Source organism: Chitinophaga filiformis (assembly GCF_023100805.1).
GTDB lineage: Bacteria > Bacteroidota > Bacteroidia > Chitinophagales > Chitinophagaceae > Chitinophaga > Chitinophaga filiformis_B.
Map to the genome: position 1 here is coordinate 2,787,995 of NZ_CP095855.1, position 13,335 is coordinate 2,801,329.

12 protein-coding genes are annotated in these 13,335 nt (G+C 48.4%); 9 read left to right on the top strand and 3 right to left on the bottom strand.

Going from position 1 to position 13,335, the window contains the following annotated elements; genetic code table 11:
- Positions 1 to 11 precede the first annotated feature (11 nt).
- From MYF79_RS11205 to MYF79_RS11220, 5 genes are all read left to right on the top strand, one after another.
- The gene (locus MYF79_RS11205) at positions 12 to 1,592 is read left to right on the top strand and encodes a RagB/SusD family nutrient uptake outer membrane protein (protein WP_247813963.1); all 1,581 of its coding nucleotides are present in this window, start codon (positions 12 to 14) and stop codon (positions 1,590 to 1,592) included.
- 183 nt (positions 1,593 to 1,775) lie between these two features.
- Positions 1,776 to 2,966 carry a hypothetical protein gene (locus MYF79_RS11210; RefSeq protein ID WP_247813964.1) on the top strand — a complete coding sequence of 397 codons (1,191 nt, stop codon included), beginning with the start codon at positions 1,776 to 1,778 and terminating at the stop codon, positions 2,964 to 2,966.
- A complete protein-coding gene (locus tag MYF79_RS11215) occupies positions 2,967 to 3,656 on the top strand; it encodes a DUF3575 domain-containing protein (protein ID WP_247813965.1) in 690 nt (229 codons plus the stop codon).
- 4 nt (positions 3,657 to 3,660) lie between these two features.
- Positions 3,661 to 3,789, top strand: a complete 129-nt coding sequence (locus MYF79_RS32410) for a hypothetical protein (protein WP_262922393.1) — start codon at positions 3,661 to 3,663, stop codon at positions 3,787 to 3,789.
- 73 nt (positions 3,790 to 3,862) lie between these two features.
- A complete protein-coding gene (locus MYF79_RS11220; RefSeq protein ID WP_247813966.1) occupies positions 3,863 to 5,038 on the top strand; it encodes an acetyl-CoA C-acyltransferase in 1,176 nt (391 codons plus the stop codon).
- Positions 5,039 to 5,284: 246 nt separating this feature from the next.
- Here MYF79_RS11220 and MYF79_RS11225 read toward each other — a convergent pair whose 3' ends face one another.
- Positions 5,285 to 5,926 carry a hypothetical protein gene (locus MYF79_RS11225; RefSeq protein ID WP_247813967.1) on the bottom strand — a complete coding sequence of 214 codons (642 nt, stop codon included), beginning with the start codon at positions 5,924 to 5,926 and terminating at the stop codon, positions 5,285 to 5,287.
- Between the two features lie 185 nt (positions 5,927 to 6,111).
- Here MYF79_RS11225 and MYF79_RS11230 point away from each other — a divergent pair, with 185 nt between their 5' ends.
- Positions 6,112 to 7,095, top strand: coding sequence for a pyruvate dehydrogenase complex E1 component subunit beta (locus MYF79_RS11230; RefSeq protein WP_199658226.1), 984 nt, complete (start codon positions 6,112 to 6,114; stop codon positions 7,093 to 7,095).
- 1,012 nt (positions 7,096 to 8,107) lie between these two features.
- On the opposite strand, the gene cysM is transcribed toward MYF79_RS11230, so the two are convergent.
- Positions 8,108 to 8,992 (bottom strand): cysteine synthase CysM, encoded by an 885-nt coding sequence (gene cysM / locus MYF79_RS11235; RefSeq protein ID WP_199658225.1) that lies wholly within the window; start codon positions 8,990 to 8,992, stop codon positions 8,108 to 8,110.
- On the bottom strand, positions 8,993 to 9,808 hold the full coding sequence (locus MYF79_RS11240) for a serine O-acetyltransferase (protein ID WP_247813968.1): 816 nt from the start codon (positions 9,806 to 9,808) through the stop codon (positions 8,993 to 8,995). It lies immediately after the preceding gene.
- A 188-nt stretch (positions 9,809 to 9,996) separates the two neighbouring features.
- On the opposite strand from MYF79_RS11240, the gene MYF79_RS11245 reads away from it, so the two are divergent.
- From MYF79_RS11245 to lepB, 3 genes are all read left to right on the top strand, one after another.
- Positions 9,997 to 11,181, top strand: coding sequence for a sigma-54-dependent transcriptional regulator (locus tag MYF79_RS11245; RefSeq protein WP_199658223.1), 1,185 nt, complete (start codon positions 9,997 to 9,999; stop codon positions 11,179 to 11,181).
- Between the two features lie 54 nt (positions 11,182 to 11,235).
- Entirely contained in the window at positions 11,236 to 11,892 is a 657-nt protein-coding gene (locus MYF79_RS11250) for an alpha/beta fold hydrolase (protein ID WP_247813969.1), read from the top strand.
- Positions 11,893 to 12,047: 155 nt separating this feature from the next.
- The gene (gene lepB, locus MYF79_RS11255) at positions 12,048 to 13,229 is read left to right on the top strand and encodes a signal peptidase I (RefSeq protein WP_247813970.1); all 1,182 of its coding nucleotides are present in this window, start codon (positions 12,048 to 12,050) and stop codon (positions 13,227 to 13,229) included.
- Positions 13,230 to 13,335 lie beyond the last annotated feature (106 nt).

Genomic DNA, 13,335 nt, shown 5'->3' on the forward strand with positions numbered 1-13,335 from the left:
ACTAAGCAGTCATGAAGAAACTAGCAATTATATTCACCCTGGCCGGATTTGTATCAATGACGGCCTGTAAAAAATACCTGGATGAACAGCCGCAGAATGCTGTGAGCCGGGAAAATTACTGGACTACCGAAGCGGACGCCATCAATGCCGTAAACAACTGTTACCGCCGCCTGGGCGATGTGGACAACCGCATATTCCTGAGCTGCGCAACGGACGACAGTTACTCCTGGAGCGACTGGCCAAGCGATGTAAGGCTTGTTGGTAACGGAAGTGCGTCTATCGGCACCGGCATGTTTGCCAACTTCTGGAGCAATTTTTATAAGATGATCGCTTCCTGTAATGACGTGCTGGATAACATTGACCGTGACAAGGCATTGTCAGATTCCCTCAATAAACGCCTGAAAGGGGAAGCCCGTTTTATCAGGGCATTTGCCTATCAGCAGCTGATAGGATTGTATGGCGATGTGCCGCTGAGAACAACTATTCCGCCGGTAAGCGACTTTGCTGCAAAGCGTACGCCCCGTGCAGAAGTAGCACAGTTCCTGGTAGCAGAGCTGGATACTATCGCGAAATATCTTCCTGTTACCTACGATGCCAACAATGTTGGCCGTGCTACAAAGGGAGCTGCGCTGGCCTTAAAGGCGCGTGTACTGCTGTATGAGGGCCGCTATACAGAGGCAGCAGCTGCGGCTAAGGAAGTGATGGACCTGAATACATACCTGATCGACAACAACTATGTAAGCCTGTTCAACGGTACGAACAAGAACAGCCAGGAGATCATATTCTCTGCCCGTTATGTAAAGAATACATTGCCAAACGCGATGGCTACCTGGGTAGGCGGACCTTCTCTCGGCGGCTGGTCGCAGGTGGTGCCATTACAATCACTTGTGGATGCCTATGAGTGTACAGATGGGAAGACGATAGATAAGTCAGCGCTTTATGATGCAGCACATCCTTATGATAACCGCGATCCCCGTCTGAAAATGACGGTAGTGGTGCCTGGAGTGGAGGTGAACGGCATTACCATTGATGTGAGCAATACAAAGAGCCTGGACGCATTAAGCAAGAACAATGCATCGCTGACGGGTTTCTATTATAAAAAATATGTACCTGCCGATATCCAGGGGAACTGGGACGGCAACTCTTACAATGACGTGGTGCTGTTAAGATATGCAGAAGTACTGCTGACCTATGCCGAAGCTAAAATTGAAGCTAACCAGATCGATGCTTCCGTATACGATGCCATTAACCGGGTAAGGCAAAGGCCGGGCGTAATGATGCCCGTGCTGACAGCCGCCGATTATCCAGGTCAGGCAGCATTGCGCGATGCGGTACGCCGTGAAAGACATGTGGAGTTCCCGATGGAAGATAACCGCCTGTTTGATATTCGTCGCTGGAAGATTGCTGAAACCGTGATGTCGGGTGCTGTATACGGCATCCTGAACAACTTTGATCAGACAAGACAGGACTATGGTAAACATGTACTGGTAGAGCAGCGTAGTTTCAATGCAGGTCGTGATTATCTCTGGCCGGTGCCGCAAAGTGAAACAGCACTCAACCCGAATGCCCTGCCAAATAATAGTGGCTGGTAAAACAGATTCCGGTTATCGCAAGGACCGGTTATGCTTGAAGAAAGGGCCGTCTCAATTTTTTGAGACGGTTTCTTTTTATCTACCATTGTTTTTCCGGAGCGTATGCCTTTAACGTTTCCTTAACGCCGTTCATGTAACATCCCGCCGGCATTGCACGCTTCATTGGAAATACCTAGCCTATATATGATCCGCCTTTTACAAACCTATGTATTGTTTACTTGCTGTTGCCTTCTTGCTGCCTGCCATGATGATAATCCCTGGCAGCGTGGAATGGTGGACGGTTATGCGCCGATTTACAGTACCGATGCTTCTTTGAAACAGATTAGTTTCCAGCCGCCCCGCAAGACGGTGAATGGTGGAAAACTGTTTACAGCGGGTACGAATGTACTGCAGGAAGAAATTGATTCAGGCTTACACGTTATTTCTTACCAGGATCCCGCTCACCCTGTAAAAACAGGCTTTCTCCGCATTCCGGGCTTTGAGGTGGCTGCCATTGATGGCGATTACCTGTACGTGAATAATTATGATGACCTGATCGCCATACCGCTAAAAGCACTTTCTGCGGATATGACTATAGGCAGGGTGGCCGGCATCTGGCGGCAACTGAATTATCCTGCCGGCCCGGACGTTGATTATTTCGAATGCGTTGATCCGTCAAAGGGAGTTGTGATTGGCTGGCGCAAGGCAAAAATCAATAATCCCCAATGTCGCAGGCAATCTCGTGGTGGGCATCCGGGTGGAATGGAGCACAACAATGCAGGCCTGGTCGTTCTGCGTAAAAAGCTTTACCTGGTGAGCGCTGAGTCGCTGGACATGTACTCGTTATCATCTCCGGAGCTACCGAAGCTGGCGAAGAGTTATGGACTGCAGGGTTCAAGGGTAGACAGTATGATCTTACTGAATGATGAACTGGGACTTGTGTATAGATCCAGCATTTACCGGCATGATACGGCCAGCCTGGAGAGCCTTTCCTTCTATGATAACCTGTCTTTTTGTTTAAAACTGACAGCAACAGGTAACACCGCTTATGCCATTTCCAGCCGGAAAAATGTCTGTAAGTTCTCTTCCAGCCTGTTTAAATTCAAATTGAGAAAAGATACCACCGGTGTTATTGAATTAAATCGTTTGGAGGTAGGCATGGCAAATGCGTTTTTGATAGTGGGCAAATATATGTATATAGCCGGGGAGGGGATGACAATAGTAGATATCGCCGGGGCTGCGCCTGCCATAGCGGGACAGTTGTTTATCGGTAATTATTCAGATATAGTGAACAATGGCAACTTCTTACTGCTTCATGATGACAAGCAAATATCCTGTTACAGCATAGCAGCATCTCCTGTATCTCCAACGTTAATCTCTCAACTGCCTTACTAAATGAAACAACTATACGCTATCCTTATACTTTGCCTACTCATTACTGTTTCAGCCAAAGCCCAGAGAAATACACCCGATTCCCTGCTTACAGGACTACGTATCAGCACCAATCTTGTAACGCTCAGAGAGCCTGATGGCGGCGTTTCCCTGGCGCTGGAATACCGCTATGAAAAAAACTGGGGTGTACTGATAGAAGGCACCTGGATCTTCATTGATGAGAAGGCGGATTACAATCTCAGGGGCAGGTATTCACCGATGGCCAAAGGCTTCCGCATCCGTCCCGAAATACGTTACTATCTGCCGGGCAGAGCGCATACATATAAACTATTCTTCGCCCAGGAAATTTCATATAAACGCGTTAATTACCTGGAAGAGTGGATAGAGCCGGTGAGGTCGGATCCTACCAGCTGGAAGCCCGATTATGAGAAGATCTCAGCTTATGAGAAGGTTAAGAATATCTATGGTACATCCGGTAAGGTGGGCTGCCAGTTATTCTTTGATAAACCGCATAAATTCATGATAGAGTTCTATATCGGGCTGGGGCTTAAATACAGGGATGTGGATTTTAAAAACAAAGTTCCTTCTGCAGACAGTTACCTCGAGGATAATAGTAGTTATTCCGCACACGAGCCAAGAACAGGGTGGGACATAAATGTACCTATGGGAATTAAGGTAGGATACCGTTTTTAGTCGCATGAAGCCGGAAGCACCGGATCTGTTCCAGCAAAAAGATCCGGGTATAGCTAACAACGCTTTTCATATTGACGAGCAGGGATATCACGCTACTGCAGCATTTGGACTTAAGCTGGGCTATCGTTTCTGAAATTCCGTTATATTTGGTGGAAACCAAACAATCTTAACAGTTACGCCGCAGGGTGTGACGAAAATTTCTACGGATGAAAGAAGTATTTATAGTTTCAGCAGTGCGTACCCCCATTGGTTCCTTTAACGGTGCATTGTCGGCAATCACTGCTACACAGCTGGGCGCCCTGGTAATGAAAGCAGCTTTGGAAAAAGCGGGCGTACCCTCCACGGCAGTGAATGAAGTATATATGGGTAATGTGATCAGTGCCAACCTGGGCCAGGCGCCTGCCAACCAGGCAAGTATCTATGCCGGTATTCCTACTAATGTGCCTTGTACAACAGTTAATAAGGTATGTGCTTCCGGCATGAAAGCCATCATGTTAGGCGCGCAAAGCATCCTCTCCGGCGATAATGACGTGGTAGTGGCCGGTGGCATGGAGAGTATGAGCAATGTGCCTTACTATCTGGATAAAGCCCGTAATGGTTACAGGCTGGGGCATGGAGCGGTTACAGATGGGATCATCAGGGACGGCCTCTGGGACCCTTATAAGGATTTCCACATGGGAAATGCAGCAGAGATCTGTGCTACGGAATACAAGATCTCCCGTGAAGAACAGGATGCATACGCTATCGAAAGCTATAAGAGAGCGGCGGCGGCTACTGAAAAGGGATATTATAAAAATGAGATCATCCCTGTGGAAGTGCCTGGTAAACAGGTGATCACTGTGACAGAGGATGAAGACTATAAGAAGGTAAACTTCGACAAGATCCCTACGCTGAAACCTACCTTCCAGAAAGACGGTACCATTACGGCAGCCAATGCCTCTAATCTGAACGATGGCGCAGCAGCGGTATTACTGGTGAGCGGGGAGAAGCTGAAAGAACTGGGATTGAAGCCTTTGGCAAAGATCATTAGCTTTGCAGATGCTTCCCAGGCGCCTGAATGGTTCACGACCACTCCTGTAAAAGCGATCAATAAAGCACTGGAAAAGGCGAAGCTGACTGTGGCAGACATGGATTTCGTGGAGATCAATGAAGCCTTCTCCTGTGTGCCTATCGCCAATGAGCGCGACCTGGGACTGTCGCCGGACAAGGTGAATGTATGGGGAGGCGCCGTTTCCATGGGGCACCCCATCGGCTGCAGCGGTGCGCGTATCGTCGTGACGCTCAGTTCCATTCTGCGTCAGAACAATGCCCGTTATGGTGTAGCCGGCATCTGTAATGGCGGCGGTGGCGCCAGTGCGATCATCATTGAAAGAGCAGATTAGTATAAAAAACAGATCAGTATCAAACTTCCTGCGTAAAGTACACCTCCAACATTGTACAAAATACACAGGCTCAGGGATTAGCATAGCACTTTCTGGGTAAGGTACATTTCCAACATTGTACAAAATACACAGGGCTCAGAGATCCGTATGGAATTTCCTGCGCAAAGTACATTACCAATATGGTATAAAAATAAACAGGGCTCAGGGCTCAGGGGAAACTTACTCCAAAATCCCTGAGCCCTGATTTTATTGTATCAGGCTGATGGTCGTGTCAAAGCGTGAGGCCCTGCCTGGTTCATTCACCAGGTTCATATAAAGGTGGAGGCTGTCCTGACCGGTTGTTTTCTCCATTTTTAAGGCCTGCAATTGCCCGGCAGGTTTTACCACATCTCCCGAGATCTTTTCAAAGAACCAGTATTTATCCTGCACCAGGCTATAGGTAGGATAGCGGTAAATAATATCTACAGAGGTAGATTGCAGGGAAAAGTCGTCATCGATCGGGTAACGTTTCATTTCCCCGTCAGATAATAGCCCCAGTCCGGCGATAACGGTCAGCGTACGCAGCGGGGGCAGCAGCAGTCCAAACAGCAGCACAAAAGGGAACCCGTAAAAAGCGCAGAGGTATACCCATTTGCCGGATACTTCCTGCTGGGTCAGTCCATATAATACAATACCGGAACCCGCATACAGGGTATAGAACACCCGCTCGGTATAGGTGCCTTTAAATCCATAGCCGCTGAAGAGCAGTACCAGGCACAGTACAGAGAATACACACATCACAAGATGGAAATACCAGATCAAACCCGTTATCAGCGGGGCCTTGACTTTTTTGATCTTACAGGATATGGCCGCCAGAAAGCATAAGAAAAGGACGGTAATGGTAAACATAGGATAGGATATTAACTTATAACAGGCAGTAAGTCCGCTAATATATGTAATATTTTATATATAGCATTTAAAATCTCAGGCTGCTTGCTCATAAGTTTTCCTTTGCTTTTTCGCCAACAAACAATAATTTTGCCCCTGCCTTAAGATAAATGAGGCATTAACTTTCAAACTTTAAGAGTAACAGCATGCGTCAGATAGCTTTCAGACAAGCCTTACGAGAAGCCATGCAGGAAGAAATGCGCCGTGACGACCGCGTTTTCCTGATGGGAGAGGAAGTAGCAGAATATAACGGAGCCTATAAAGTTAGCCAGGGAATGCTGGATGAGTTTGGCCCTAAGAGGGTAATAGATACACCGATCGCTGAGCTTGGCTTTACCGCAATTGGTGTGGGTGCTGCACAGAATGGTCTTCGTCCTGTTCTGGAATTCATGACATGGAACTTTGCTGTACTGGCGCTGGACCAGATCCTGAACACAGCTTCTAAAATGCTGGCAATGAGCGGCGGACAGGTAGGTTGTCCTATCGTTTTCCGCGGACCAAACGGTTCTGCAGGTCAGCTGGGTGCTCAGCACTCTACCGCTTTCGAAAGCTATTATGCAAATATCCCAGGTTTAAAAGTAATATCAGTTTCCAATCCTTATGATGCAAAAGGTCTGCTGAAAGCGGCTATCCGCGATAATGACCCGGTTGTTTTCATGGAAAGTGAGGTGATGTACGGCGACATGGGTGAAGTGCCTGAAGAAGAATACATTATCCCAATTGGTAAAGCTGATATCAAACGTGCCGGTAAAGACGTGACCATCGTTTCTTTCAACAAAATGATGAAAGTTGCCCTGGGTGCCGCTGAAGAACTGGCCAAAGAAGGTATCGAAGCTGAAGTGATCGACCTGCGTACTATCCGTCCGCTGGACTGGTTCACCATCCTGGAATCTGTGAAGAAAACCAACCGCCTGGTAATCGTAGAAGAACAATGGCCATTCTCCAGCGTTTCTTCCGAGATCTCTTACCGCATCCAGAAAGAAGGTTTTGATTACCTCGATGCTCCGATCCGTCGTATCACCGCTGCCGATGCGCCAATGCACTATGCACCTAACCTGGTGAAACTGTACCTGCCTGATATCGAGCGTACCGTGAAACTGGTGAAGGAAGTAATGTACATGAAGAAGTAACAGTATAACTGTAAATAAAGGAAGCCGGTCTGTTGAAGACCGGCTTTCTTGTTTTATTTCGGGTGGTAAATGTTTTGATGCAAACGTCATGGTCGGGGATATAAACGTCACGGTCCGGGGGATATAAACATCACGGTCCCCGGGGTTGTCACCCCGGGCTACAAACACGTCGCTCCTGACGGAGCGGAATGCAGCGGTTGATAATTTTATGGGTTATACCCGTTTTTGTGAAATGTTTTGATGCAAACGTCATGGTTCCCGGGGAACACAAACGTCACGGTCCGGGGGATATAAACATCACGGTCCCCGGGGTTGTCACCCCGGGCTACAAACACGTCGCTCCTGACGGAGCGGAATGCGGCGGTTGATAATTTTATGGGTTATACCCGTTTTGTGAAATGTTTTGATGCAAACGTCATGGTTCCCGTGGAAATGCAAACGTCATGGTCGGGGATATAAACGTTATGGTTCCCGGGGAACACAAACGTCACGGTCCGGGGGATATAAACATCACGGTCCCCGGGGTTGTCACCCCGGGCTACAAACACGTCGCTCCTGACGGAGCGGAATGCGGCGGTTGATAATTTTATGGGTTATACCCGTTTTGTGAAATGTTTTGATGCAAACGTCATGGTTCCCGTGGAAATGCAAACGTCATGGTCGGGGATATAAACGTTATGGTTCCCGGGGAACACAAACGTCACGGTCCGGGGGATATAAACATCACGGTCCCCGGGGTTGTCACCCCGGGCTACAAACACGTCGCTCCTGACGGAGCGGAATGCGGCGGTTGATAATTTTATGGGTTATACCCGTTTTGTGAAATGTTTTGATGCAAACGTCATGGTTCCCGTGGAAATGCAAACGTCATGGTCGGGGATATAAACGTTATGGTTCCCGGGGGACACAATCGTTGCGGTCCGGGGATATAAACATCACTGTCCCCGGGGTTGTCACCCCGGGCTACAAACACGCCGCTCCTGACGGAGCGGAATGCGGCGAATAGAGAAAATCAGCTTCCAAACAGATCTGAGGACAAATACCTGTCCCCGCGGTCGCAGATAATACAAACCAGCACTCCGTGCTCCAGCTCCCGGGAGATCCTTTCCGCGGCAGACACGGCTCCTCCGCTGCTCATACCGCAGAAAATGCCTTCTTCTTTCGCCAGGCGGCGGGTCATCGTTTTCGCTTCTTCCTCAGAAATATCCATGATGCGGTCTACTCTCGATCTGTCAAAGATCTTCGGCAGGTATTCCTCCGGCCATTTACGGATACCGGGGATCCTGGAGCCCTCTGTAGGCTGACATCCCACGATCTGTACCTGCCCGTTTTGTTCTTTCAGGAACTTCGACACACCCATAATGGTACCAGTGGTGCCCATGGCGCTTACAAAGTGCGTGATACCCTGGTTGGTATCCCGCCATATTTCCGGTCCGGTGGTTTTGTAGTGCATGCCGTAGTTATCCGGATTGCCGAACTGGTTCAGCATATGATAACCACCTTTGGCTACCTGCTCATTGGCATAGTCGATGGAGCCCTCCATGGACGCTTCTTTAGGCGTCAGGGTAACTTTAGCGCCGAAGGCTTCCATGGTCAGCACCCTTTCACGGGTGGCGTCTTCCGGCATCACCAGCTCGATTTCCACGCCGAACAGGCTGGCGATCATGGCCAGTGCGATGCCTGTGTTACCGCTGGTGGCCTCGATCAGTTTAATGCCAGGTTTGATCTCGCCTCTGTCCAGGGCTCCCTTGATCATACCGTAAGCCGCTCTGTCTTTTACACTGCCTCCCGGATTATTTCCTTCCAGTTTTGCATAAATCGTTACCCCCGGATTGGCGCTGATATTTTTAAGCGCCACCATTGGAGTGTTACCAACAAGATCTAATATCGAATGCATCTAATAACTGTTTTCTACTACGTTAATACTGCCGTCTGCCCGGTAATAGATCCGGCTGAAGGGGGCAGTGCTTTTTATGAGCCATACATTTCCGCCTATAATACTATGGTGACCTACCACAGTATCGCCGCCGAGGATGGTGGCGCCGGCATATATGATGACATTGTCTTCAATGGTAGGATGGCGTTTGCTGCGCGCCATATCCTTATCCACGCTTAATGCACCCAGTGTAACGCCCTGGTAGAGCTTAACATTGGCGCCGATAACGGTGGTTTCCCCGATAACGATACCGGTACCATGGTCAATGCAGAAATAGGGCGCTATTACTGCTGCCGGATGTATGTCGATACCGGTGCAGCTATGCGCACGTTCGGTGATCATACGGGGCAGCAGCGGTATTTTCAGCTGCTGTAATGCATGTGCAATGCGGTAAAAGGCGATCGCATAAAAACCAGGATATGCACGTATCACTTCGTACATACAGGTAGCCGCCGGGTCTCCTTTGTAAATGGCTTCCGCGTCTTTTTTTAATGCATCATAAATGACTTCCGCCTGTTCCATAAACTGGCGGCTCAGCGCCTCTGCTGCCGCTGGCAACTGTTGTTGCATCGGCTGTAACAGATGCTGCAATTCGGATTGCAGGCCATGTGCATATTCTTCCAGGAGCACAATATCAGCCATCACCTTCCCGGTATATTCTGGGAAAAGCCAGTTGATAAAATTGTTGGCAAAGTCGTTCACCGCACTGGTCGGAGGGTAGGCCGTAGCTGCAGCCAGCTGGTGCCTCCGCCTTAATTCTTCTAAAAGTTGTTGCATATCCAAGTGAATTACAGGATTGAGGGAAACGATCAATGAAATTACGTATTAATGTCGAGAGTCCATAAAGTTAGTAGACAAATGGCCCGTATCGAAGATGGGCGTATGGTTGTTGCCCCATTTTGTTATCTTGGGCGGGTATCAAGTAATTTCCCTTAATTTTGTACGTTGTTCACTAAAATAATGATATGGCCAACATTCTGATAATTGACGACGAGAAAAGCATACGTAAAACGTTGTCCGAGATCCTGAGCTATGAAGGTTACAAGGTAGATGAGGCGGCAGATGGGGCGGAAGGCTTTAAAATGTTCAAAGAAAAGCAGTACGACGCCATTCTGTGCGACATAAAGATGCCCAAGATGGACGGGCTGGAATTCCTGGAAAAAGCCAAGGAAACCAATCCCGATGTGCCTATTGTGATGGTATCAGGACATGGAAATATTGACACGGCCGTAGAAGCAGTAAAAAAAGGCGCTTACGATTATATCTCCAAACCACCGGACCTCAACAGGTTGCTGATCACCCTGCGTAATGCTATGGATAAAAGCACGCTGGTGACAGAAACAAAGACCCTGCGCCGGAAAGTGAACAAAACACAGGAAATGATCGGCACTTCTGCCCCTATCCTGAAAATAAAGGAAACAATAGAAAAAGTGGCGCCCACAGATGCCCGTGTGCTGGTGACCGGTGAGAACGGGGTAGGTAAGGAGCTGGTAGCCCGCTGGATACATGAACGCAGCAACCGGGCAACCGGTCCCATCGTGGAAGTGAACTGTGCTGCTATTCCCAGCGAACTGATTGAAAGTGAGTTGTTTGGACATGAGAAAGGTTCCTTTACATCCGCAGTAAAACAACGGATCGGTAAGTTCGAACAGGCTAATGGCGGTACGCTGTTCCTGGACGAGATCGGGGACATGAGCCTCAGCGCACAGGCCAAAGTGCTGAGAGCCCTGCAGGAGGGAAAGATCACCCGTGTGGGAGGCGATAAAGAGATCAGTGTGGATGTAAGAGTGGTGGCGGCTACCAATAAAGACCTCCTGAAGGAAGTCGAGGAAAAGAATTTCCGTCTTGACCTTTACCACCGTCTCAGCGTGATCCTTATACATGTACCTTCCCTGAATGACCGCCGCGATGATATTCCCCTGCTGGTGGAACATTTCCTGGAAAGCGCCTGCCAGGAATACGGTATGGCGAAGAAGGCCATTGATAAGGAAGCCATGAAGGCTTTACAGCAGCATAACTGGTCCGGTAATATCCGCGAGCTGGGCAACGTAGTGGCCCGCCTGGTAATACTCTCCGGCAAAACGATCATGGCAGACGATGTATATGATTATGTGCTGCCGGCCAGGGATAAAAAGAAAATAAACGCTTAGTAATACCAGGGCTATCCGCCGAAAGCGGGTAGCCCTTTTTCGTATTGTTGCACTATGAACAAGCATGTGTACCTGATCAGCGGTATGGGAGCAGATGAACGGATATTCAGGCACCTTAGTTTTCCGGAGGAATATACCGTGCATTACCTGGATTGGCTCACCCCCGGCCCTCAGGAGACTTTCCCCGCCTATGCCGCCCGGATGGCTGCCCGGATCGAACATGAAGACGTTACCCTGCTTGGCGTCTCCTTCGGTGGTATGTTATCCGTCGAAATAGCAAGGCAAAGACCCGTACAGAAAGTTATCCTCATCAGCAGTATTAAAAGTACCGGCGAAAAGCCGCCCTACCTGGCCTGGGTACGGAAAACAGGTCTCCTGCATTTACTGCGCTTACCGGATTCCCTCATCTTCACACGCAGAAAGGGCCTGGTAAAGCTGTTCCTGAACGCAGAAACTGCTGAAGAACAGGAATTACTGGCCGATTATATGAACAAAACCGCCTACGGCTATCTCCGTTGGGGGATCCGCACCGTGGTGAACTGGCAGAACGATTTTATCCCGTCCTCACTGGTACACATCCACGGAGGCAGGGACAGGACCTTTCCTTCAAGGCTGATCAAGGCGGACTATATAATTCCCACCGGTGGCCACTTTATGGTGTATAACCGCGCTAAAGAGATCAATGAGATCCTGAGAAAGGAGCTGGTGTGATTTCAAAACTCCTATGAACCAATTGCATTACATGTAAAAAAGTTTATTAAATCAACCTAATCCCCTTATTTTAGCAAAACATTTGATTAGTATTAATTAGCTTGCAGCATACAGAATATTATATTTGATCTTTTAAATATCTTAAACGAATCTTAATGAACCTGGCTTTTTGGAGAAGAAATAAAGAGGGTCAGCCAAAGAAGAAGAAATCTGCCGTTAGAGAGTGGTTTGATGCTGCTATTTTCGCCATCATCGCTGCTACCTTGATACGCACTTTTATTTTTGAGGCGTACACTATCCCAACCCCATCTATGGAAAAAACATTACTGGTAAACGACTTTTTGTTTGTCAGTAAGATCAGCTACGGGCCTCGTATTCCCATGACGCCACTCGCTGTACCTTTTACTCACCATACGCTGCCGTTCACTAAGTATAGTAAGGCTTATTCTGAAGCTGTACATTGGAAATACAGACGTCTGCCAGGTTTTTCAGATGTTGAACGTTATGATGTAGTGGTATTCAACTTCCCTGAAGGAGATACCGTAGCCCTGGAGCAACAGGAACAAAGCTATTACCAGCTGGTAAGATTTTATGGACGTGACGCCGTATGGGAACAGAACCATGTTACTTCCCGTCCTGTAGATAAACGTGAGAACTATATCAAGCGCTGTATGGCCGTTGCCGGCGATACCCTTAGCATCAAAGAAGGTATCGTTTTCGTGAATGGTACACAGGCGCCCATCCCACCGGAAAGCGAACGTACCTACTGGGTAAAGACCACCGGAGATCCGCTGAACCCAAGCCGTCTCGACGAACTGAACATCGATCCGTCCCCACGCAGTGTTGACGACTCCGCCACTTTCAGATATGACCTGACCCCTGGTATGGCCAACCTCCTGAAAACATGGCCGGCCGTACAGGATATCAGGCCTTATGTAAAGTCGCCAAGACAGGATGTACAGGTGTTCCCGCACGATACTGCACATTACAGATGGACAGAACATAACTTTGGCCCCCTGTATATTCCAAAGAAAGGTGTGACCGTCAACCTTGACAGCACCAACATTGCTTTCTACGACCGTATCATCAGCGTATACGAAGGCAATAAGCTGGAAGCCAGGAACGGACAATTCTATATCAATAACAAACCGGCCAATACCTACACCTTCAAAATGAACTATTACTGGATGATGGGTGATAACCGTGATAACTCACTGGATTCCCGTTTCTGGGGTTTTGTTCCTGAAGATCACATCGTAGGTAAGGCATGGCTGATCTGGATGAGCTATGGCCACGGCAGCATCCGCTGGAACAGGCTGTTCAGAACAATTAAATAAACACTCCGGATTGCTGTAACACAGGTTACAAGATCTTTCCGTTGGCTCACAATATCCGATTACGAATTACGCATGACATCCGGTTACAAACACAAACTTGTAATTC